Source organism: Citrobacter sp. CK194 (assembly GCF_030333395.1).
In the GTDB taxonomy this organism is placed as follows: Bacteria; Pseudomonadota; Gammaproteobacteria; order Enterobacterales; family Enterobacteriaceae; genus Citrobacter_B; species Citrobacter_B koseri.
The window spans coordinates 857853-878924 of the sequence record NZ_JAOWGA010000019.1 but is presented as its reverse complement, the minus strand read 5'-3'; the positions used below and the strand labels follow the sequence as shown (position 1 = coordinate 878924).

Annotated in this window: 23 protein-coding genes; 11 read left to right on the top strand and 12 right to left on the bottom strand. The window is 54.8% G+C overall.

Annotated features, from left to right (window positions below; genetic code table 11):
* The first annotated feature begins 112 nt into the window (after nucleotides 1-112).
* Complete coding sequence (dsbB, locus tag OGX80_RS20320; protein WP_024130271.1) at nucleotides 113-643, top strand: disulfide bond formation protein DsbB; 531 nt, start codon at nucleotides 113-115, stop codon at nucleotides 641-643.
* A gap of 109 nt (nucleotides 644-752) precedes the next feature.
* Nucleotides 753-1094, top strand: coding sequence for a TehB family protein (locus OGX80_RS20315; protein WP_047463267.1), 342 nt, complete (start codon nucleotides 753-755; stop codon nucleotides 1092-1094).
* 26 nt (nucleotides 1095-1120) lie between these two features.
* Here the strand turns inward: OGX80_RS20315 and ycgN are convergent, their stop codons facing one another.
* The 3 genes from ycgN to OGX80_RS20300 form a co-directional block, all read right to left on the bottom strand.
* On the bottom strand, nucleotides 1121-1567 hold the full coding sequence (ycgN, locus tag OGX80_RS20310; RefSeq protein WP_047464034.1) for a cysteine cluster protein YcgN: 447 nt from the start codon (nucleotides 1565-1567) through the stop codon (nucleotides 1121-1123).
* A gap of 92 nt (nucleotides 1568-1659) precedes the next feature.
* Nucleotides 1660-2319 carry a fumarylacetoacetate hydrolase family protein gene (locus OGX80_RS20305; RefSeq protein ID WP_049008376.1) on the bottom strand — a complete coding sequence of 220 codons (660 nt, stop codon included), beginning with the start codon at nucleotides 2317-2319 and terminating at the stop codon, nucleotides 1660-1662.
* Between the two features lie 70 nt (nucleotides 2320-2389).
* Nucleotides 2390-2683: a YcgL domain-containing protein gene (locus OGX80_RS20300; RefSeq protein WP_024130270.1), complete on the bottom strand. Its 294-nt coding sequence runs from the start codon at nucleotides 2681-2683 to the stop codon at nucleotides 2390-2392.
* A gap of 125 nt (nucleotides 2684-2808) precedes the next feature.
* Between OGX80_RS20300 and minC the strand changes: the two genes are divergently transcribed.
* From minC to minE, 3 genes are read left to right on the top strand one after another with little or no spacing between them, the layout of a single operon-like run.
* Nucleotides 2809-3516 carry a septum site-determining protein MinC gene (gene minC, locus OGX80_RS20295; protein WP_047463264.1) on the top strand — a complete coding sequence of 236 codons (708 nt, stop codon included), beginning with the start codon at nucleotides 2809-2811 and terminating at the stop codon, nucleotides 3514-3516.
* 23 nt (nucleotides 3517-3539) lie between these two features.
* Nucleotides 3540-4352, top strand: a complete 813-nt coding sequence (gene minD, locus OGX80_RS20290) for a septum site-determining protein MinD (RefSeq protein WP_047463261.1) — start codon at nucleotides 3540-3542, stop codon at nucleotides 4350-4352.
* 3 nt (nucleotides 4353-4355) lie between these two features.
* Complete coding sequence (gene minE / locus OGX80_RS20285) at nucleotides 4356-4622, top strand: cell division topological specificity factor MinE (protein ID WP_003859937.1); 267 nt, start codon at nucleotides 4356-4358, stop codon at nucleotides 4620-4622.
* Nucleotides 4623-4710: 88 nt separating this feature from the next.
* On the opposite strand, the gene OGX80_RS20280 is transcribed toward minE, so the two are convergent.
* Nucleotides 4711-5628, bottom strand: a complete 918-nt coding sequence (locus tag OGX80_RS20280) for a LysR substrate-binding domain-containing protein (protein WP_049008374.1) — start codon at nucleotides 5626-5628, stop codon at nucleotides 4711-4713.
* 103 nt (nucleotides 5629-5731) lie between these two features.
* Between OGX80_RS20280 and OGX80_RS20275 the strand changes: the two genes are divergently transcribed.
* Nucleotides 5732-6814, top strand: coding sequence for a tartrate dehydrogenase (locus OGX80_RS20275; protein WP_115181550.1), 1083 nt, complete (start codon nucleotides 5732-5734; stop codon nucleotides 6812-6814).
* A gap of 34 nt (nucleotides 6815-6848) precedes the next feature.
* Here OGX80_RS20275 and rnd read toward each other — a convergent pair whose 3' ends face one another.
* The 5 genes from rnd to yoaA all read right to left on the bottom strand — a co-directional run bounded on the left by rnd (nucleotide 6849) and on the right by yoaA (nucleotide 13280).
* The gene (gene rnd / locus OGX80_RS20270; protein WP_077956910.1) at nucleotides 6849-7976 is read right to left on the bottom strand and encodes a ribonuclease D; all 1128 of its coding nucleotides are present in this window, start codon (nucleotides 7974-7976) and stop codon (nucleotides 6849-6851) included.
* Nucleotides 7977-8045: 69 nt separating this feature from the next.
* The gene (gene fadD / locus OGX80_RS20265; protein ID WP_080750364.1) at nucleotides 8046-9731 is read right to left on the bottom strand and encodes a long-chain-fatty-acid--CoA ligase FadD; all 1686 of its coding nucleotides are present in this window, start codon (nucleotides 9729-9731) and stop codon (nucleotides 8046-8048) included.
* A 204-nt stretch (nucleotides 9732-9935) separates the two neighbouring features.
* Nucleotides 9936-10517 (bottom strand): Slp family lipoprotein, encoded by a 582-nt coding sequence (locus OGX80_RS20260; RefSeq protein ID WP_047463245.1) that lies wholly within the window; start codon nucleotides 10515-10517, stop codon nucleotides 9936-9938.
* A 99-nt stretch (nucleotides 10518-10616) separates the two neighbouring features.
* On the bottom strand, nucleotides 10617-11312 hold the full coding sequence (gene tsaB / locus OGX80_RS20255) for a tRNA (adenosine(37)-N6)-threonylcarbamoyltransferase complex dimerization subunit type 1 TsaB (protein WP_047463242.1): 696 nt from the start codon (nucleotides 11310-11312) through the stop codon (nucleotides 10617-10619).
* A 57-nt stretch (nucleotides 11313-11369) separates the two neighbouring features.
* On the bottom strand, nucleotides 11370-13280 hold the full coding sequence (yoaA, locus tag OGX80_RS20250) for a DNA repair helicase YoaA (RefSeq protein ID WP_115181549.1): 1911 nt from the start codon (nucleotides 13278-13280) through the stop codon (nucleotides 11370-11372).
* 129 nt (nucleotides 13281-13409) lie between these two features.
* Here yoaA and OGX80_RS20245 point away from each other — a divergent pair, with 129 nt between their 5' ends.
* Nucleotides 13410-13754 carry a RidA family protein gene (locus OGX80_RS20245; RefSeq protein WP_012132064.1) on the top strand — a complete coding sequence of 115 codons (345 nt, stop codon included), beginning with the start codon at nucleotides 13410-13412 and terminating at the stop codon, nucleotides 13752-13754.
* Nucleotides 13755-13761: 7 nt separating this feature from the next.
* Here the strand turns inward: OGX80_RS20245 and OGX80_RS20240 are convergent, their stop codons facing one another.
* Nucleotides 13762-13941 (bottom strand): YoaH family protein, encoded by a 180-nt coding sequence (locus OGX80_RS20240; protein ID WP_012132063.1) that lies wholly within the window; start codon nucleotides 13939-13941, stop codon nucleotides 13762-13764.
* 72 nt (nucleotides 13942-14013) lie between these two features.
* On the opposite strand from OGX80_RS20240, the gene pabB reads away from it, so the two are divergent.
* From pabB to pdeD, 4 genes are all read left to right on the top strand, one after another.
* Nucleotides 14014-15375: an aminodeoxychorismate synthase component 1 gene (gene pabB, locus OGX80_RS20235; protein ID WP_111925689.1), complete on the top strand. Its 1362-nt coding sequence runs from the start codon at nucleotides 14014-14016 to the stop codon at nucleotides 15373-15375.
* 3 nt (nucleotides 15376-15378) lie between these two features.
* Nucleotides 15379-15957, top strand: a complete 579-nt coding sequence (locus tag OGX80_RS20230; protein ID WP_012132061.1) for a CoA pyrophosphatase — start codon at nucleotides 15379-15381, stop codon at nucleotides 15955-15957.
* 184 nt (nucleotides 15958-16141) lie between these two features.
* Nucleotides 16142-17506, top strand: coding sequence for an L-serine ammonia-lyase (gene sdaA / locus OGX80_RS20225; RefSeq protein WP_024130267.1), 1365 nt, complete (start codon nucleotides 16142-16144; stop codon nucleotides 17504-17506).
* 139 nt (nucleotides 17507-17645) lie between these two features.
* Complete coding sequence (gene pdeD, locus OGX80_RS20220; RefSeq protein WP_071258569.1) at nucleotides 17646-19244, top strand: cyclic di-3',5'-guanosine monophosphate phosphodiesterase PdeD; 1599 nt, start codon at nucleotides 17646-17648, stop codon at nucleotides 19242-19244.
* Between the two features lie 26 nt (nucleotides 19245-19270).
* On the opposite strand, the gene yoaE is transcribed toward pdeD, so the two are convergent.
* Together yoaE and OGX80_RS22465 are read right to left on the bottom strand one after the other, a co-directional pair.
* Nucleotides 19271-20830: a CNNM family cation transport protein YoaE gene (gene yoaE / locus OGX80_RS20215; protein ID WP_047463233.1), complete on the bottom strand. Its 1560-nt coding sequence runs from the start codon at nucleotides 20828-20830 to the stop codon at nucleotides 19271-19273.
* A complete protein-coding gene (locus OGX80_RS22465) occupies nucleotides 20818-20958 on the bottom strand; it encodes a protein YoaL (RefSeq protein WP_371320444.1) in 141 nt (46 codons plus the stop codon). The genes yoaE and OGX80_RS22465 overlap by 13 nt, the downstream gene beginning before the upstream one ends.
* Nucleotides 20959-21072 lie beyond the last annotated feature (114 nt).

Genomic DNA, 21072 nt, shown 5'->3' with positions numbered 1-21072 from the left:
TGACTTTTTGCATGATAATTATCCGATTATACTTTATTTCATTTCCCACTACTGGCGCATAAATTGAATTGGTTTACACTGCGGTGTCTACGCATGTTGCAGGGAAATAATTATGTTGCGATTTTTAAACCAGTGCTCACGGGGTCGGGGCGCGTGGTTACTGATGGCGTTAACTGCCTTTGCGCTCGAAATGGTAGCGCTGTGGTTCCAGCACGTCATGCTGCTCAAACCTTGCGTGCTATGTATTTACGAACGTAGCGCGTTATTCGGCGTGATGGGCGCGGGTCTGGTTGGCGCTGTCGCCCCTAAAACGCCGCTGCGTTATGTGGCGATAGCGATCTGGATTTACAGCGCCTGGCGTGGGTTGCAGTTGGCTTATGAACACACGATGATCCAGCTTCATCCTTCGCCGTTCATGACCTGTGATTTTGCTGCGCGCTTCCCGACGTGGCTGCCGCTGGATAAATGGCTGCCGCAGGTCTTCCTGGCTTCCGGCGACTGCGCCGAGCGTCAGTGGTCGTTTTTAACCCTGGAGATGCCGCAGTGGCTGTTGGGGATTTTTGCGGCGTATCTGGCGATCGCGATCCTGGTGTTGATTGCTCAACCGTTTAAGCCGAAAAGACGCGATCTCTTTAGTCGATAACAGAACGCTCCTTCGGGAGCGTTTTTTTTCGCCTGACGGCGTTGCTTCCGGGCATCTATAAGATGTATATTAAATACATCTTATAGATGCCCCCACAAGGAGACGCCTTATGTCCCATTTACGCATCCCGGCAAACTGGAAAATTAAACGTTCCACTCCCTTCTTCACCAAAGAGAATGTGCCAGCCGCACTGCTCTCCCACCATAACACCGCTGCGGGTGTATTTGGGCAACTCTGCGTGATGGAAGGCACGGTCACTTACTACGGTTTCGCTAACGAAGACGCCAAAGAACCTGAACTCAAAGTGGTCATTAACGCCGGTCAGTTTGCGACCAGCCCGCCGCAATACTGGCACCGCATCGAATTAAGCGACGATGCGCAATTCAATATCAATTTCTGGGTTGAAGACGACAACCACGGCGATGAAATGTATCAGGCGAAAAAAGCGTAATTAACGCTTGCTGAACAATGGGCGGTTCAGTCCGCCCATGAAGGTTTGTTTAAGATGTGATCCTGCCAGTCCCGCACTTCAGATTCTTTCACCGCAATATGGCGCACAGAAATACGCTCGCCGTGCATCGCCGCTTTCGACCCGGTCAACAACGGATGCCAGCCCGGCAGCCCCTTTCCTTCCGCTAACAAGCGATAGGCGCAGGTCATCGGCAACCATTCAAAGGTTGGCAGATTATCGCGGGTGAGTTTAATGCAGTCTGGCTCGTACTCGAACCGACGTTCATAGTTACGACACTGGCAGGTTTTAATATTCAACTGGCGACACGCCACGTTGGTGAAATAGATTTCGTCGGTGTCTTCATCCATCAGTTTGTGCAGGCAACACTGGCCGCATCCATCACACAACGACTCCCACTCGGCATCGGTCATGTCATCCAGGGTTTTACTTTGCCAGAAAGGTATGTCGCTCATCAGGGTATCCGCCATTGCTGTAAAGCTGCACCTTATAACCAGTCTGGCACGCTGATGCAAGTTTTGCCGCCCGAAAAGGCGGCAAGCAGAGATTACAGGACGCGCGTCGTCAGCGTTTGACCGTTAAAACTGACTTCCAGCTCGTCGCCGCTTTGCAACGGGCCAACGCCTTCCGGTGTGCCGGTCAGGATCACGTCTCCCGCCTTGAGCGTGAAGAAACGGCTCATATAGGCGACGAGCGGCACGATGTGGTGGATCATCTCCGCCGTCGAGCCTTGCTGACGGATTTCGCCATTCACTTTCAACCCGAGCGCGGTATTTTGCGGATCGCCATGAAACTCCGAAACCGGAATAAAACCTGACAGCGGGCAGGAATTATCAAACCCTTTTGCTTTTTCCCAGGGCTGACCGGCTTTTTTCATTTTGCCCTGAATATCCCGCAGCGTCAGATCGAGCGCCACGCCATAACCGGCAATCGCCTTGCGGACATGGTCTTCCGTCGCCTGGCGCAGAGTCGAGCCAATCAATATCGCCAGTTCGACTTCATGGTGAACGGCGCCCATGTCCGTCGGAATCGCCAGCGGCTGGCGCAGATCGCACAGCGCCGTTTCCGGTTTAATAAAAAGAACGGGTTCATCCGGCGTTGCGCTACCCATCTCCTTAATATGCTTTGCGTAGTTACTGCCTACACAAACCACTTTACTTACCGGGTAATCAAGCAGAGCACCTTGCCAGTTGTGATGTTGATACATTATTTTCCCCTAACGTAATCGTGGATTTCAGGAACTGCATCGGCAGGGCATTCGCGTTGCCGGATACAGTTTAACTTTTAGCGTCTGGTTTATTTTCGCCCGGCGCAGAAAGATGTTGTTTGAGTAAATCTTCCGGCGGTGGCGGCAGTTGTAAATAATACCCCTGGTCGGTTAACGCTTGTTTTACTTTCTCCAGGTCGGCATTCACTAATTTCTTACGCCCATCCAACGGCAGAATCATTGCCAGCGTTGGCTGCCCGAATCCCTTCATCAGATCTTCAGGAACCCGTGAGAAATCGTCTTTTTTTTCGACGTATAAATAGGTCTGGTCGCGTTTGCTACTTCGATAGATCACACAAAACATACTTTTACTCTGAATTAACGGGATGGTGACTTGCCTCAATATAATACTGACTATAACATGCCTTCTAGTCTTCGGAATATCGCCCCGCATTGGGGATGATAAATAGCAAATTGAGTAAGGCCAGGATGTCAAACACGCCAATCGAGCTTAAAGGCAGTAGCTTCACCTTATCAGTGGTTCATTTGCACGAAGCTGAACCCAAGGTTATTCGTCAGGCGTTGGAAGACAAAATCGCTCAGGCACCTGCTTTTTTAAAACATGCTCCCGTGGTCATTAACGTCAGCGGCCTTGAAAGTCCAGTAAACTGGCCTGCGCTGCAAGAGGTGGTGACGTCTACCGGTCTGCGTATTATCGGCGTTAGCGGCTGCAAAGACGCGGCGCTAAAAGCGGAAATTGACGAGATGGGTCTTCCTTTACTGACTGAAGGTAAAGAGAAAGTCGCTCGTTCCGCCCCGGTCGAAGCCCCGGCACCGAGCGCGCCGCCGCAAAATGTTACCCCCATCACAAAAACGCGATTAATTGACGTACCGGTTCGTTCCGGTCAGCGCATTTATGCTCCACAATGTGATCTAATTGTTACAAGTCACGTCAGCGCTGGCGCAGAGTTAATCGCAGACGGTAATATCCACGTTTATGGCATGATGCGGGGCCGCGCGCTGGCAGGCGCCAGCGGCGATCGGGAAGCGCAAATTTTTTGTACCCATCTGACGGCAGAACTGGTGTCTATCGCAGGTGTTTATTGGCTGAGTGATAAAATCCCGGCAGAATTTTATGGCAAAGCGGCGCGTCTGCGGTTAGCAGATAACGCTTTGGCAGTTCAACCGTTGAATTGATCCCTTTTTAACAAGGAATTTCTATGGCACGCATTATTGTAGTTACTTCGGGTAAAGGGGGCGTTGGCAAGACCACCTCCAGCGCGGCCATCGCTACTGGTTTGGCCCAGAAGGGAAAGAAAACTGTCGTTATCGATTTCGATATCGGTCTGCGTAACCTCGACCTGATCATGGGATGTGAGCGTCGTGTCGTTTACGATTTCGTGAACGTGATTCAGGGCGATGCGACGCTAAACCAGGCGTTAATCAAAGATAAGCGCACTGAGAATCTCTTTATTCTTCCGGCATCGCAAACCCGCGATAAAGACGCGCTGACCCGTGAGGGCGTAGCAAAAGTTCTCGATGACCTGAAGACAATGGATTTCGACTTTATCGTCTGCGACTCTCCGGCAGGCATTGAAACCGGCGCGCTGATGGCGCTCTATTTTGCCGATGAAGCGATTATCACCACTAACCCGGAAGTCTCCTCAGTACGTGACTCTGACCGTATTCTGGGCATTCTGGCGTCAAAATCCCGTCGTGCTGAAAACGGCGAAGACCCGATTAAAGAGCATCTGCTGCTGACGCGTTACAACCCAGGCCGCGTTAACAGAGGCGATATGCTCAGTATGGAAGACGTGCTGGAAATCCTGCGCATCAAACTCGTGGGGGTTATCCCGGAAGATCAGTCAGTCCTGCGCGCATCCAACCAGGGAGAGCCGGTTATTCTCGACATCACTGCTGATGCGGGTAAAGCCTATGCAGATACCGTAGAACGTCTGTTGGGAGAAGAACGTCCTTTCCGCTTCATTGAAGAAGAGAAGAAAGGTTTCCTCAAACGCCTGTTCGGAGGATAAGTTATGGCATTACTGGATTTTTTTCTCTCGCGGAAAAAGAGTACAGCCAACATCGCTAAAGAGCGACTGCAAATCATTGTTGCGGAGCGCCGTCGCAGCGACGCCGAGCCGCATTATTTACCGCAGTTGAGAAAAGATATTCTCGAAGTCATCTGCAAGTATGTGCAAATTGATCCAGAAATGGTCACCGTACAGCTTGAGCAAAAAGACGGCGATATTTCAATTCTCGAGCTTAACGTGACATTACCGGAAGCCGAAGAGTCCAGATAATCTCTTTTCGGATAACGCAACGCGATAAAAAGGCAGAGTATTCTGCCTTTTATTTGCTGCTGTGCCATAAACAGTAACGCGGCGGCGCTTATTCCAGGCTGAACTTCGGGTAACGCTCCTGAAAATAGCGGCGCAGAAATTCAACCGTAATACGAATTTTTGCCGACGAGGAAAGACGGGAAGCAGAGACCGCCCAGATATTGGCAGGCTGATAATATTCCGGCAGAACCTGCACCAGATGACCGCTGGCAATGTTATCGCAGACATCCCACCACGACCGCAACGCAATGCCCTGCCCGTCCAGACACCATTGATGCACAATCTCACCGTGGTTGGAGGACAGTGACCCTGTCACTTTAATCGAATATTCCCGTTCTTTTGTGCGTAACTGCCAGATTCCAAAGGGATGGTCACGCTCTTTAATCACCAGACACGGAAAGGCTGCCAGATCGCTGAGCTGCTTCGGCGTGCCGTGCTGCGCCAGAAACGCCGGTGATGCGCATAAAATACGGTAATTGGTTCCAAGCTTATGCGCGATTAAATTAGAGGCAATCTCATCACCAATACGAATATCAAGATCGACCCCTTCATTCACCAGATCCACCAGCCGGTCCTCAACGTCAAACCGCAACTCCAGCTGTGGATACTGCTTCGCCAGCGCCGACAGCGCGGGCGCAACAATCCGCCGACCGAAGCCAAAACTGCTGATAATACGCAGCATACCTTGTGGGACTTGCCGCACGTCAGACAGCTCATCCATCATCTGATCCACATCCTGCAAAATGCGCTGCGCCCATTCGTAAATACGCTCGCCCTCTTCCGTGATCGTCACCCGCCGGGTCGTTCGGTGGAGCAGCACCACGTTCAGCGTCTGCTCCAGCAACGCCACCCGTTTGCTGATAAACGCCGGCGAAACGCCCAGTTCCTCCGCAACCGCGCTAAAACCCGCACGCCGGGCAACCCGCATAAAGACGCGTAAATCATTCAGGAGAGGCAGATTATTCATGATCTGTGTTTTATGTTTCACCAGTTGGAAGGATTAACTCTCAATCAGTCAATTATAGGATAAGGGGTAAGTCAATTTTGACTACTGATAAGTGAGAGCTGGTATGAAGAAAACCTGTCGTATTGCCGCTATTCCCGGAGACGGTATTGGTAAAGAAGTCCTGCCTGAAGGTATTCGCGTATTGCAGACCGCCGCCGAACGCTGGGATCTCTCGCTCAGCTTTGAGCCGATTGAGTGGGCCAGCTGCGAATATTATGCGCATCACGGTGCGATGATGCCTGACGACTGGCATGCGCAGCTAAAATCGTTTGATGCGATCTATTTCGGCGCCGTCGGCTGGCCGGATACCGTCCCGGACCATGTTTCATTGTGGGGATCGCTGCTGAAATTCCGCCGCGAATTTGACCAGTACGTTAACCTGCGTCCGGTACGTCTGTTTCCCGGCGTTCCCTGCCCGCTGGCCGGAAAAAAAGCGGGAGATATTGATTTCTACGTCGTGCGCGAGAACACCGAAGGGGAATACTCCTCGCTGGGCGGGCGCGTCAATGCCGGAACCGAGCACGAAGTGGTGATTCAGGAGTCGGTATTTACCCGGCGTGGAGTGGATCGCATTCTGCGCTACGCCTTTGAGCTGGCGCAAAGCCGACCGCGCAAAACGCTGACGTCCGCCACCAAATCCAACGGCCTGGCTATCAGTATGCCTTTCTGGGATGAACGCGTTGAAGCAATGGCGCAGCACTACCCGGAGATTCGTTGGGATAAGCAGCATATCGACATTCTGTGCGCCCGCTTTGTCATGCAGCCGGAGCGCTTTGACGTGGTTGTCGCCTCAAATCTGTTTGGCGATATTCTGTCCGATCTTGGCCCGGCCTGTACCGGCACCATCGGCATTGCGCCTTCCGCAAACCTGAACCCGGAACGCACATTCCCGTCGCTGTTTGAACCGGTACACGGCTCTGCGCCGGATATATACGGCAAGAATATCGCCAACCCTGTTGCCACCATCTGGGCGGGCGCCATGATGCTGGATTTCCTCGGCAATGGCGATACGCGCTACCGGGAGGCACATGACGGTATTCTCGCGGCCATTGAGCAAGTTATCGCTAACGGCCCGAAAACACCGGATCTGAAAGGCGCCGCCTCCACCCGGCAGATGGCGGAGGCGATCTGTCAGGCGCTGCGCTAATGACGGAGCGGCCGGATAGCGGCCATCATCCGTATTACAGCGGATATTCCTGCAACAGATTCCGCAGTTTTTCCGCCATCAGTTCCGCACGCCAGCCGGAGATGAGTTCCGGCTGCGTGGCCTGCGGTTTTAACTTCCAGTGCCAGTTAAGCAACTGGTTGATTTGCCGACGCGATGCCAGCAATTCCGCACTGACGTTGTGCGTCGCGCTAACGTCCGCCACCAGCGCTTTGATGGCTTTAAACGCCTTGCGATAGCCTGGCATATCCATCAGGTTCAGCAAGGGTTCCGGCAGCGTCTCTTCCGGCAGCGCCTGCGCCTTCTCCACTAACGCGATCAGCGTCTTACCGTGAAAACGAATTTCGCTGCCAGAAAGCCCCAGGCTGTCCAGTTCGCCCAGACTCCCCGGCATATAGCGCGCCACCGCCCACAGGTGCTCTTCGCGCACCACAAAGTTGACCGCCAGATCGCGCTCACGCGCCTTGCGCAGCCGCCAGTCGGCCAACAGTTGCAGGCAGGCCAGTTGACGGGTACGCAACTGCCACGCATTGGTGATGTCACGCCAGGCCTCTTCCGGCGCCAGAATTTCCTGACGACGCTGCTGCATCAGACGGCATTCATCCAGCGCCGCAGGCAGCCAGCCGGATGCTTCGGTTTCGACCATCAGTTTTTTGGTGATCGGTAACAAATACCAGACGTCCGCCGCCGCATACTCGCACTGACGTTCGGTTAACGGTCTTGCCAGCCAGTCGGTACGGGACTCGCTTTTATCCAGCGCGACGCCCGTAAACTCCTCGACCATCGCGGCAAAACCCCAGGACAAGGGGCGGCCACAAAATGCGGCAAGGATCTGCGTGTCGATCAGCGGTTGCGGTAGCTCCCCGAAGGTGTTGAGAAAAACCTCCAGATCTTCGCTGCCCGCATGCAAAAATTTGGTTATCGCGGTATCACGCAACACGGCGCGCAGAGGCGACCAGTCGGTAATGCCGTGAGGATCAATCAGGGCGACATGCTCGCCATCAAACAGCTGGATAAGCCCAAGTTGCGGGTAATAGGTGCGCGTACGGACAAACTCCGTATCAAGAGCAATCGCCGGAAATGCCCGAACCGCTTCACATAACGTCGCCAGCGCGTCGTCCGTAGTGATCATTTGGTAATTCAAATCATATTCTCTTTAGTTTGCGCCAAAAAAAACGCCGGCTTAACCGGCGTCTGGCGACTTGCTTAAAGCTCAGGCTTTATTGTCTACTTTGCCACGCGCTTCGTCACGTAATTCTCGTCGTAAAATTTTTCCGACGTTCGATTTAGGCAGTTCGTCGCGAAACTCCACCAGCTTCGGCACTTTATACCCCGTCAACTGGCGACGGCAGAAGGTAATCAATGCCTCGTCGGTCAACGCCGGGTCTTTCTTCACGACAAAGATTTTCACGCTTTCACCGCTGCTGCCCGAAGGTACGCCGACTGCCGCCACTTCCTGAACGCCAGGATGCTGCATCACCACGTCTTCAATTTCATTAGGATAGACGTTAAAGCCGGAAACCAGAATCATATCTTTTTTGCGATCGACGATGCGCAGGAACCCTTCGTCATCAATCACCGCGATATCCCCCGTGTAAAGCCAGCCGTCTTTGACGATTTCATCCGTCGCGTCCGGGCGCTGCCAGTATCCCAGCATCACCTGCGGCCCCTTCACACACAGTTCGCCAGGCTCGCCTGTCGGCACCTCGTTGCCTTCGTCATCCACCAGTTTTACATCGGTAGAGGGAACGGGCAGCCCGATACTGCCGCTGTGATAATCGATATCATGCGGGTTCACGCTGACCAACGGCGCGCACTCGGTCAGACCGTAGCCTTCAAGCAAATATTGTCCGGTCAGTTTCACCCAACGTTCTGCAACCGCATGCTGTACCGGCATACCGCCGCCAGCAGAAAGGTGCAGCGTAGAGAAGTCCAGTTGCTGGAATTCTTTGTTGTTCAGCAAGGCGTTAAACAGGGTGTTAACGCCGGTCATCGCGGTAAACGGATATTTCGCCAGCTCTTTCACCATGCCCGGAATGTCGCGCGGGTTAGTGATGAGCAGGTTTTGCCCGCCCAGTTCAATAAACAGCAGGCAGTTCATGGTCAACGCGAAAATGTGATACAGCGGCAACGCCGTCACCACCAGCTCTTTCCCCTCATGCAGCAACGGCCCGTAGGTGCCTTTTACCTGCTCCAGGTTTGCCAGCATGTTGCGGTGCGTCAGCATCGCGCCTTTCGCTACGCCGGTTGTACCGCCCGTGTATTGCAGGAACGCCAGATCTTCGGTGACCAGCTCAGGCTTCACGTACTGCATCCGATAACCTGCGTGTAGCGCGCGGCGAAAAGAGATCGCATCCGGCAGGTGATATTTCGGCACCAGACGCTTAATGTATTTCACGACAAAGTTAACCAGCGTACCTTTCGCAGTAGAAAGCTGGTCGCCCATGCGCGTCAGAATTACGTGCTGTACGGACGTTTTATCGACCACTTTTTCCAGCGTGTGGGCAAAGTTAGAGACGATCACGATAGCCGCCGCCCCGCTGTCATTGAGCTGATGCTCAAGCTCACGCGGCGTATACAGCGGGTTGACATTCACGACGATCATCCCGGCGCGCAAAATACCAAACAGCGCGACCGGGTATTGCAGCAGATTCGGCATCATTAGCGCGACGCGGTCGCCTTTTTTGAGGCCTAGTCCTTCCTGCAAATAGGCCGCGAATGCCCGGCTGCGCTCTTCCAGTTTGCGGAAGGTCATCACCTCCCCCATATTGACGAACGCAGGCTGGTCGGCGTAACGCACAACGGCATGTTCAAATAATTCAACCAGGGATTGATAACGGTCAGGATTGATCTCCGCCGGGACATCAGCGGGATATCGGTTAAGCCAAACCTTCTTCAAAGCATCACCTCTAAAATGAGTGTTCGTCGTCATCGCAACCCCAGTTAATAAACAAGTCGTTAACATAATATTAACTCAGCGTACCAGTTTATTAATCACTCAACGAAAAGGTTGCGAAGCGCGTCACTATTTATTTTTCTTATGTCCGTATTAATGCAGAAACAGCGGACCAGCCGCTGTCTCTTTTATTGATAAAACAAGGGGTTATTCAGTTACGATCGTTTGAACCTGTGCGGGGCCTGGGTTATACCATCCCCAACCGCCATAGCCGTACGGCCAGCCTCGTCCACCGTAGAACCAGGGATCGATCGGCTGCGGCGGCATGACGATCTGCTGAGTAAGGTGCCAGCGTTTATAGCCCGTTGCCTGCATCAGCATAAACTTATACGGCGTACTGCCGACCTTACCGTCCACCGTGCCGGTAATCGGCCCGACGACCGTCACCAGTTGCCCACGGAAGTCTACCGGGTCAAGGAAGCCGTTCACGTCGGCATAAATCCGCCCTCGCGAAGCCTCACCGAGGATCGGACGCGCGCCGTTATCAAGCGGCACGCTGGCGATTTCCAGCCGCGTTTTTCCCTGCTGGTTTTGCACATCCACCACTTTACCGCCAAAACGCGCTTCCTGGCCGACGTACAGCTGCGGCGCATTCATAACCCGCACCAGATCCTGCTGCGGCGTGGGACTGGAACCTTTGATGGCATCCGGGACGGTAACGCAGCCACTCAGCGTTAACGCGACCACTCCCGCCAGAATTCCTTTCATTACCTGTTGTTGAACCGCCATAGTGCGACTCCTTTTTTCTCAGCACATATTCTCGTCATACTTCAAACTGCCTGTGTGTAACAGCTACGTTCAAATTATTCAGGGTGATAATACTGAGATTCATTCTTTGCCCGGAAGTTTCTTCCACGCGACGTTGTTACGTAAATAAACCGGTTCGGCCTGTTCAACCGCGACGGTTTTCCCCGCTGCCAGCATCTGACTGGCGAGAGGCAGCATATCCTCCGCCGCCGGAAGCAGAACGTCGCCATCGCGCAAAGCCAGACCGCTGTCTTTACCCAGATCAGGCCATGCAGGCCAGCCTGTGCCAACAGTAGCCCACTCCCCGGAAAGCTGCTTCAACCGTTCGCTAACCAGCCCGGGATTTAACACGGCCTCGGTCTCTTCCCCGTGCCAGACGCCATTTTCATCACGCTGGTATTCCGCCCAGTAGACTTCGCCCATACGTGCGTCAATCGCCGCCAGCACGCGCGTCGCGCCGCTTTTACGCCAGGCGCCCTGCGCCATTGTCGCCAGCGTTGAAACGCCAGTCATCGGCAGGTTCGCGCCCAGCGCCAGCCCCTGCGCAATGCCAATGCCAATACGCACGCCGGTAAAACTGCCGGGGCCGCGACCAAACGCCAACGCGTCGATATCGGTAAGCGTAATGCTGTTGGCGGCCAGGATATCCTGCACCATCGGCAAAATACGTTGGGTATGTTCTCGTGGGCAAAGCTCAAAATGAGCGTTGATATTACCGTCATTCCACAGGGCAACGGAACACGCTTCTGTGGCGGTATCGATAGCCAGAATTCGCATGGGTCTTCGTGCTTAAATCAATAAAATGGCGCGCATCTTACCATACTCCGTAACAAATTACTCGGCCGTTGGTATGGCGAGAAATCTGACGGCGCGGGCGATGTCCCGGGTGCGCGGCGTGGGCGGCAGACTCGCCAGGAAGGTAGCACCGTACGGTCGCATCACCAGCCGGTTATCACAAATCACCAACACCCCACGATCGTCGGAATCGCGAATCAGACGCCCCACCCCCTGTTTCAGCGTGATGACCGCGTCGGGTAGCTGCACTTCATCAAACGGATCGCCGCCGCGCAGACGACAATCCTCCATCCGCGCTTTCAGCAAGGGATCGTCAGGAGAGGTAAAAGGTAATTTATCGATAATCACCAGCGACAGCGTATCGCCGCGCACATCCACCCCTTCCCAGAAGCTGCTGGTTGCGACCAGTAGCGCATTACCGGCGCTGACGAACTGTTGCAGCAGTTGACCTTTGCTGGTTTCGCCCTGCAACAGGACGGGCAGCGTCATGGTGGCGCGGAACTGTTCCGCCAGATCGCGCATCATGGCATGCGACGTACACAGCATAAAGCAGCGGCCATTGTTAGCTTCGATGATCGGTCTTAACATTGCCGCCAGCTGTCGGGCAGAGCCCGGCTGGTTAGTTTGCGGCAGGTTACGCGGCACGCACAACAGCGCCTGGCGGGTATAGTCGAACGGACTGGGCAACAGCATCGATTCGGCCTGTTCAATGCCCAGCCGCGCCGTAAAGTGATGGAGATCGTCGTTCACCGACAGCGTGGCAGAGGTAAAAATCCAGCTGCCGGGTTTCTGCGCCATCACCTCTTTGAATTTATCCGCGACCGTAAGCGGAGTGAGCGCCAGCGTGAAATGGCGCGACGTGCATTCGTACCAGTAGCTGTACCCTGGCTGGTTGATCTCTTTTAAGCGTTTCAGCCGCGCACGATACAAGGTCGCACGCTCGAAAGCGGCATCCAACAATGCGGAACGCCCCAGAGAGAGTTTTGCCACGTCGTAGCAAAGCTCAAGCGTATCGTCGAGCAGCAATAGCGCGCGCTGTACCCGTGGGTCGGCCAGCAGCTCACGTAAATTTCCGCGATAGCCCGGCTCGCCCAGTTGCAGGCGAAAATCCTGCGCGCTCTGCGCCAGTCGGTCGGCGCATTTCTGCAACTGCTGGGTGTCTTTCAATTCCGTGCGGTAGGCGATGGTAAAATCTTTCGCCAGGTCGAGGAGCTGTCGGCTGGAGAGCGACTGGCCGAAATACTGGCTGGCGATATCAGGAAGCTGGTGGGCCTCATCGAAGATCATCACCTCCGCCTCCGGGATCAGTTCGCCAAACCCACTCTCTTTGACCACCATATCCGCGAGGAAAAGATGGTGGTTGACGACAACCACATCGGCATCCATCGCCTTTTTACGCGCTTTAACCACAAAACAGTCTTTATACAGCGGGCAGTCGCTGCCCAGACAGTTGTCATTGGTGCTGGTGACCAGCGGCCACGCCTGCGAGTCTTCCGCTACGCTGACGCAGGTACTGATGTCGCCGTCTTCGGTTTGATTCGACCACGACCGCAGCAAAATCACATCGCTTAAAATTTGTACCGGCAAATCGCCGCCCGCCAGCGCTTGCTGTTCGAGACGTTCCAGACAAAGATAGTTAGAGCGCCCTTTCAACAGCGCCAGTTTACCGGTGAATTTGAGGGCGTTTGAGACGGTGGGAAGATCGCGACTGTAGAGCTGATCCTGCAACGCTTTCGATCCCGTCGAGATGATCACTTTTTTTCCGGCGCGTAACGCCGGCGCGAGGTAGGCATAAGTTTTGCCTGTTCCCGTCCCGGCTTCGACAACAAGCGGTTGTGATTTTTCAATAGCATGCGTGACGGCAACGGCCATCTGCCGCTGTGGTTCGCGCGGTTTAAATCCCGGTATCGCTTTAGCCAACTGACCGTCTGCTGCAAAATCGTCCGTCACACTACCCCCTGTTGATTTGAACAGGGATTATGTCAGGACGCCGTCGCTTACGCCAGTTGAAGAGGTGACGGCAACGCAACATTATGGCAGTCTTGCCGCGTCGAACGGAAAGTTAACGAGGAATGATTTATGACTATCATACGTATTGATGCCGAAGATCGTTGGTCTGATGTAGTAATCCATAACAACACGCTTTATTACACCGGTGTGCCGGAAAACCTCGACGCCGATGCGTTTGAACAGACCGCCAACACGCTGGCGCAAATTGATGCGGCGCTGGAAAAACAGGGCACCCGTAAGTCACGTATTCTTGATGCCACTATTTTCCTGGCCGATAAAAGCGATTTTGCCGCCATGAATAAAGCCTGGGACGCGTGGGTCGTTGCCGGTCACGCGCCAGTACGTTGCACGGTGCAGGCCGGGCTGATGAACCCGAAATACAGAGTTGAGATCAAGATTATCGCCGCAGTGTAATGCGACGTTATTCGTCCTCATCCTCAAAACGCGCCACGATCCGCTCGCCGGTATGGGTGGCGCGCAGTTCATCCGCCACCTGCGCGATTGCCTGTCCGCTGCTCATTCCTTGCGACATCAGTTCCTGAATGCGCTCTACCGCTTTTTGTTGCTGCTCGTGGCTGAGTGAAGGTAAACCTGCAAACATTGTTAACTCCTGCTAAATTGTCTGCGCTAATTATTTCATGCTACCCGGCACATAGCCAGTAGACCAGGACCGATGAAGACATTATCACCCGCTGTTATTATTTTACCGTGGCGCCCGGACGCCGCCGAGTACTATTTTGCCCCGCTGAGCCATCAGCCCTGGGCCATGCTGCTGCATTCCGGCCATGCTGAACATCCGCATAATCGTTTTGATATTCTGGTGGCCGACCCCGTGGCAACGCTGTCGACACACGGCGAAGAGACCCGCGTGCGCGATAAGCATGGCACAACCACGACCGCCGACGATCCCATGACCGTGTTGCAGGCGGCGCTGGCATCTGCGGGCATCCAGCCGCCATATGACCCCAATCTGCCGTTTCAGGGCGGCGCGCTGGGGCTGTTAGGTTACGACCTTGGCCGCCGTTTTGAATCCCTGCCCACGCTCGCACAGCGCGATATCACCCTGCCGGATATGGCGATCGGCATTTACGACTGGGCCTTAGTCGTCGATCATCGCAGACAGACCGTCTCTCTGTTGAGCCATACCGACGTTCACGCTCGCCTTGAGTGGCTGGCGCGTCAGCAGACGCCGGTGCGAAAACCCTTCGCGTTGACCTCCGCATGGCAATCAAACATGACCCGCGCACAGTACGGTGAAAAATTCCGCCAGGTGCAGAGCTGGCTGCACAGCGGCGACTGTTATCAGGTTAACCTCGCCCAGCGTTTTCAGGCTGACTATCAGGGAGACGAATGGCTGGCCTTCGTGCGGCTTAATCACGCTAACCGCGCCCCGTTCAGCGCGTTTTTGCGCCTGGAGGACGGTGCGATTCTGAGCCTTTCTCCCGAGCGCTTTATTCAGTCCGAAGAGGGGCACATTCAGACTCGCCCAATCAAAGGCACCCTTCCCCGGCTGGACGACCCGCAGGCGGATCGCCAGCAGGCGCTAACGCTCGCGATGTCGGCAAAAGACCGCGCAGAAAACCTGATGATTGTCGATTTGATGCGTAACGACGTCGGCCGCGTTGCCGTTCCGGGGTCGGTCAAGGTTCCCGAGCTGTTTGTGGTTGAACCCTTCCCGGCAGTACATCATCTTGTCAGTACCATTACCGCCCGTTTGCCCGATAATTTACATGCCACCGATTTGCTGCGCGCCGCTTTTCCCGGCGGTTCAATTACCGGCGCGCCAAAAGTCCGGGCGATGGAGATCATTGACGCGCTGGAGCCGCACAGACGCAACGCCTGGTGCGGCAGCATCGGCTACCTGAGTTTTTGCGGCAACATGGACACCAGCATCACGATCCGCACGCTTACCGCTGTAGACGGGCATCTCTATTGCTCTGCGGGCGGCGGCATCGTAGCGGACAGCCAGGAGGACGCGGAATATCAGGAGACGTTTGATAAAGTGAATCGAATTTTGCAGCAACTGGAGAACTGAGTCGTGGAAAACAGCAGCCTGACCCTTGATGATTTTTTATCACGCTTTCAACTTTTGCGCCCGCAGGTGAATGGTGAGACGTTAAACCGTCGTCAGGCTGCCGTGCTGATCCCGGTGGTTCGCCGCGCCCGGCCGGGTCTATTGCTGACTCAGCGTTCAGCGCGCCTGCGCAAACACGCCGGTCAGGTCGCGTTCCCCGGCGGCGCCGTTGACAGCAGCGATGCGTCGCTGATTGCCGCTGCGCTGCGTGAAGCGCAGGAAGAGGTGGCAATCCCGCCGGAATCCGTCGAAGTGATTGGCGTGCTGCCGCCCGTAGACAGCGTCACGGGTTTTCAGGTTACGCCGGTGGTCGGCATTATTCCCCCGAATCTGCATTATCACGCCAGCGAAGATGAGGTGGCCTCTGTCTTTGAGATGCCGCTTTCAGAAGCTCTGCGTCTGGGGCGTTATCATCCGCTGGATATTTATCGACGCGGCGATTCACATCGCGTATGGCTTTCGTGGTATGAGCATTATTTCGTCTGGGGAATGACCGCCGGAATAATTCGTGAGCTGGCGCTGCAAATTGGCGTGAGACCCTGACTATACTTATCTTTACACGCGCAGAACACAACTTGAGATTCCCGTCCCAACATTAGTAAATACGTGGTTATCCATTAGTTTAATTCATGTGAATAGTTAAGCCGATCGCCGCGTTCCCTCTTACACTATGCGCAGTTATTACATCGTAACCGGGAAGCCCGGTCACCCTGTCAGGAGTATTATCGTGATTAGTCTATTCGACATGTTTAAGGTGGGGATTGGTCCCTCATCCTCCCATACTGTAGGGCCTATGAAGGCGGGTAAACAGTTCGTCGATGACCTGGTCGAAAAAGGATTACTGGATAGCGTTACTCGTGTCGCCGTCGACGTGTATGGTTCACTGTCGCTCACGGGTAAAGGTCACCACACCGATATCGCCATTATTATGGGTCTGGCGGGTAACGAACCTGCCACCGTGGATATTGACAGCATCCCTGGTTTTATTCGCGACGTTGAAGCGCGCGGTCGCCTGTTACTGGCGCAGGGCCAGCACGAAGTGGATTTTCCCCAGGATAACGGGATGCGTTTTCACAATGGCAACCTGCCATTGCATGAAAATGGAATGCAGATCCACGCGTACAATGGCGAAACCGTCATTTATAGCAAAACGTATTATTCCATCGGCGGCGGCTTTATTGTCGATGAAGAGCATTTTGGTCAGGACGCCGCCAATGAGGTCAGCGTCCCTTATCCGTTTAAATCGGCGACCGAAATGCTGGAATATTGCAACAGCACCGGTCTGTCGCTCTCCGGGATGGTGATGCAGAACGAACTGGCGCTGCACAGCAAAAAGGAAATCGAAGAGTATTTCGCCAACGTCTGGCAGACCATGCAGGCGTGTATCGATCGCGGGATGAATACCGAAGGGGTTCTGCCGGGGCCGCTGCGCGTTCCGCGTCGTGCTTCCGCACTGCGTCGCATGCTGGTTTCCAGCGACAAACTGTCCAGCGACCCGATGAACGTCATTGACTGGGTCAACATGTTTGCGCTGGCGGTAAACGAAGAAAACGCCGCGGGCGGGCGTGTCGTTACGGCGCCGACCAACGGCGCTTGCGGGATCGTGCCTGCGGTGCTGGCTTACTATGACCACTTCATTGAACCCGTCAGCCCGGATATCTACACCCGTTACTTCCTGGCCGCTGGCGCTATCGGCGCGCTGTACAAGATGAACGCCTCGATTTCCGGCGCCGAAGTCGGCTGCCAGGGGGAAGTCGGCGTCGCCTGCTCAATGGCGGCGGCAGGACTGGCGGAGCTGCTTGGGGCCAGCCCGGAGCAGGTGTGCGTCGCCGCGGAAATCGGCATGGAGCACAACCTGGGGCTGACCTGTGACCCGGTTGCCGGTCAGGTTCAGGTGCCGTGTATCGAGCGTAACGCGATTGCTTCGGTAAAAGCGATCAACGCAGCGCGTATGGCAATGCGCCGTACCAGCGCCCCGCGCGTCTCGCTGGATAAAGTCATTGAGACCATGTACGAAACCGGCAAGGACATGAACGCGAAATACCGCGAAACATCACGCGGCGGACTGGCGATTAAAGTCCAGTGTGATTAACAAAACATAGCCTGCCACTTCGCCCATCTCCCACTGATGGGCGAATTTTTCTCATCAATCTCGTCTGCGGTAAATTTCCCCACTACACTTGCTGTGTTGCAATTGGCTTTTGTGACCAACGGTTTATCAGGCGGCCCGCATGCAAACAGCACAACGGATCATTAAAAATTATCGCCGCAATCGTTTCATCGTCTGTACGGTCTGTGCGCTGATCACGCTTATCCTCACATTGAGTATCCGATTTATTTCGGAGCGAAATATAAATCAGCACCGCACCGAAACGTTCGCCGCTCACGCCGTAGAGACGCTGGATGAAGTGCTCCGCCCTCTACAGGCCGGGCGCGATCTCCTGCTGCCCCTGGTAGGACAACCCTGCCCGACCGCGCATTTTCCCCTGCGTAAACAGGTCGCCAGACTGCAAACCGTGCGTTCCATTGGTCTGGTTCAGAACGGTATTCTCTACTGCTCCAGTATCTTTGGCTCACGCGACGTGCCGATTCACCAGCTACAACCCGATCTGCCCGCGCCGAACAACCTGTTGCTGCTGTCTACCGATCAGTCCCTGCTCAAAGACAGCCCGATTCTGATTCAGTGGTATCCGTCATCGCCTGATGGCAAAAACGGGCTCTTTGAGATCGTCAATATTGATCTTCTGGCGATGATGCTGCTTGAACCGCAACAGCCGCAGATCGCCAGCGCAAGCCTGACGGTCGGCAACCGCCACTTGCTCTATGGTCAGGGGGTGGTGGAGGCGCTACCCGCCCTGAACGGTGAAAAACGTTATCAGCGCGCATCCCAGCACTTCCCCTTCACCATCAGCGTGACGGGGCCCGGCGCTGGCGAGCTGGCGCTACGCCACCTGCCGACGCAGCTGCCGCTGGCGGTGATGCTGAGTTTACTGGTGGGATACCTTGCCTGGCTGGCAACGGCCAGCAGAATGAGTTTTTCATGGGAGATCAATCTCGCCCTTGCCGCCCGTGAATTTGAACTGTTTTGCCAGCCGCTGTTAAATGCCCGTACGCAGCAATGCGTGGGGGTTGAGATCCTGCTGCGCTGGAATAACCCGCGACAGGGATGGATTTCTCCCGATGTTTTTATCCCTATCGCTGAAGAACACAACCTGATCGCCCCCCTTACCCGCTATGTCATTGCGGAAACCATTCGGCAGCGGCATTTCTTCCCGATGAACAGCCAGTTCCATATCGGCATCAACGTTGCGGCCAGCCATTTTCGTCATGGCATGCTATTAAAAGATCTCAATCATTACTGGTTCAGCGCCCATCCTGTTCAGCAACTTGTGCTTGAGCTGACGGAACGGGACGCCTTACTGGACGTCGATTATCGGCTGATGCGTGAACTCCACCGTAAAGGGGTGAAGCTCGCCATTGATGACTTTGGCACCGGCAACAGCTCGCTGTCATGGCTGGAGAAATTGCGCCCGGACGTGCTGAAGATCGACAAATCATTTACCGCGGCGATCGGTACTGATGCGGTGAACTCCACGGTGACCGATATCATCATCGCGCTGGGGCAAAGGCTGAATATTGAACTGGTGGCGGAAGGCGTTGAAACGCGAGAGCAGGCGCAATATTTGCGGGGACACGGCGTTCAAGCGTTGCAGGGATTTCTGTTCGCAAGGCCTATGCCGCTTCACGATTTTCCTCAGTGGCTGGCGGGTAGCGCACCGCCGCCCGCCCGGCATAACGGACACATGACGCCCGTTATGCCGTTTCGTTAGATCCCGGTTTTACCGGGGAACGGCGCTTATTCGTCTTCGTGGTGAGCAGGTTGTTCTTTAACAATACGAACCAAATCAACACGGTAGTCGTTCGCTTCGACAATCGTGATATGAAGCGGCGCAACGTCGATAACATCGCCCACCTGCGGGATATGACCGTTTACGGCGATAACCAATCCTGCGACGGTGGCGATGTCTTCCTCGTCGTTCACCAGGTTATCGACATCCAGCGCCTGTTGCAGGGCATGCAGATCCGTCCCCCCCTTCACCAGCCAGCCGCCCGCTTCGGTAATGATCTCAGGCGTTTCGTCGGCATCAGGGAACTCACCGGCAATCGCTTCCAGCACGTCCAGCGGCGTAACCAGCCCCTGCACGACGCCAAACTCGTTGGTGACGATGACGAAGCTGCCGCGAGCGCGACGCAGGACGCCCAGCAGATTAATCGGGTCCAGCGTTTCCGGGACGACAATCGCTGGTGATTCCGAAGCAATCGCGGCCACATCCACGCCCTCTTCCAGCGCCACCAGCAGTTCTTTCGCGCGAACAATACCGATGATCTCATCCAGTTCGCCGCGACACACCGGGAACAGGCTGTGCGGAGAAGAGAGTAACTGTTCGCGGATTTCATCCACGCTCAGGTCAGCATCCACCCAGCTGATTTCACCGCGAGGCGTCATGATGCCGCGCAGCGAACGGGACGCCAGGGTCAGCACGCCGTTGATCATATAACGCTCTTCTTCAGCAAACGCGCCTTCAGGTACAGGCACCGTCGCCGGGCTGTCAGACTCGTGCTGCGCGCTCGCCTGACGTTTACCGCCCATCAGTCGCAGGATGGCGTCTGCGGTGCGTGCACGTAGCGGTAACGTTGACTGATGGCGAATAAAGTTACGACGCGCAATCTGGTTGAACAATTCGATGACGATTGAGAAACCGATAGCAGCGTACAGATACCCTTTCGGAATATGGAAGCCAAAACCTTCCGCCACCAGGCTCAGACCGATCATCAACAGGAAGCTCAGACAGAGCACTACAACCGTCGGATGCTGGTTGACGAAACGGGTAAGCGGCTTAGACGCCAGCAGCATCACCGCCATCGCAATCACCACGGCAGCCATCATCACCGGCAGATGGTTAACCATACCCACGGCGGTAATTACCGCGTCAAGGGAGAAGACGGCATCAAGGATAACGATCTGCGTTACCACGACCCAGAAACTCGCATAGCCTTTGCCGTGCCCCGAGTCATGCTCGCGGTTTTCCAGGCGCTCATGCAGCTCCGTCGTGGCCTTAAACAGGAGGAAGAGACCCCCGATGAGCATGATCAGATCGCGCCCTGAGAAGGTGAGATCCCAGACGGTGAAGAGCGGTTTCGTTAAAGTCACCATCCACGAAATGATGGACAGCAGGACCAGGCGCATCACCAGCGCCAGCGACAAACCGATAAGACGCGCCTTATCACGCTGCTTTGGCGGCAGCTTGTCAGCCAGAATCGCGATAAAGACCAGGTTATCAATACCCAGAACAATTTCGAGGATAACAAGCGTGAGCAAACCCGCCCAGATTGAGGGGTCCATTAAGAATTCCATGACAAGCTCCTGCTTAAGGAATAGCGAACAGGCGAGAAAGCAATATGCGAATTAAGGTTGCGGCCAAAAGAGCCAGACAGACAGGCCTGATACGGCCTTAAAGTGAAATGACGTCGGTGACGATCCATACGGCGGGCTACTGCCCTATACTCCTTACTAATTAAACGGAAGCTAAACATAACAGAGACAATGTCTTTTTGGCAAAGATTTACCTTCCTTTGCAATGAGATGTTACAGGGATA

Coding starts and splice junctions, on each gene's coding strand:
- minE (WP_003859937.1), top strand. CDS start 4,356: ATGGCATTACTGGATTTTTTTCTCTCGCGGAAAAAGAGTACAGCCAAC.
- OGX80_RS20260 (WP_047463245.1), bottom strand. CDS start 10,517: ATGGCGGTTCAACAACAGGTAATGAAAGGAATTCTGGCGGGAGTGGTC.
- ycgN (WP_047464034.1), bottom strand. CDS start 1,567: ATGAGCGACATACCTTTCTGGCAAAGTAAAACCCTGGATGACATGACC.
- OGX80_RS20280 (WP_049008374.1), bottom strand. CDS start 5,628: ATGAATAATCTGCCTCTCCTGAATGATTTACGCGTCTTTATGCGGGTT.
- dsbB (WP_024130271.1), top strand. CDS start 113: ATGTTGCGATTTTTAAACCAGTGCTCACGGGGTCGGGGCGCGTGGTTA.
- pdeD (WP_071258569.1), top strand. CDS start 17,646: ATGCAAACAGCACAACGGATCATTAAAAATTATCGCCGCAATCGTTTC.
- tsaB (WP_047463242.1), bottom strand. CDS start 11,312: ATGCGAATTCTGGCTATCGATACCGCCACAGAAGCGTGTTCCGTTGCC.
- minD (WP_047463261.1), top strand. CDS start 3,540: ATGGCACGCATTATTGTAGTTACTTCGGGTAAAGGGGGCGTTGGCAAG.
- OGX80_RS20300 (WP_024130270.1), bottom strand. CDS start 2,683: ATGTTTTGTGTGATCTATCGAAGTAGCAAACGCGACCAGACCTATTTA.
- OGX80_RS20240 (WP_012132063.1), bottom strand. CDS start 13,941: ATGTTTGCAGGTTTACCTTCACTCAGCCACGAGCAGCAACAAAAAGCG.
- pabB (WP_111925689.1), top strand. CDS start 14,014: ATGAAGACATTATCACCCGCTGTTATTATTTTACCGTGGCGCCCGGAC.
- yoaE (WP_047463233.1), bottom strand. CDS start 20,830: ATGGAATTCTTAATGGACCCCTCAATCTGGGCGGGTTTGCTCACGCTT.
- minC (WP_047463264.1), top strand. CDS start 2,809: ATGTCAAACACGCCAATCGAGCTTAAAGGCAGTAGCTTCACCTTATCA.
- OGX80_RS20315 (WP_047463267.1), top strand. CDS start 753: ATGTCCCATTTACGCATCCCGGCAAACTGGAAAATTAAACGTTCCACT.
- OGX80_RS20275 (WP_115181550.1), top strand. CDS start 5,732: ATGAAGAAAACCTGTCGTATTGCCGCTATTCCCGGAGACGGTATTGGT.
- OGX80_RS20245 (WP_012132064.1), top strand. CDS start 13,410: ATGACTATCATACGTATTGATGCCGAAGATCGTTGGTCTGATGTAGTA.
- OGX80_RS20305 (WP_049008376.1), bottom strand. CDS start 2,319: ATGTATCAACATCACAACTGGCAAGGTGCTCTGCTTGATTACCCGGTA.
- OGX80_RS22465 (WP_371320444.1), bottom strand. CDS start 20,958: ATGGATCGTCACCGACGTCATTTCACTTTAAGGCCGTATCAGGCCTGT.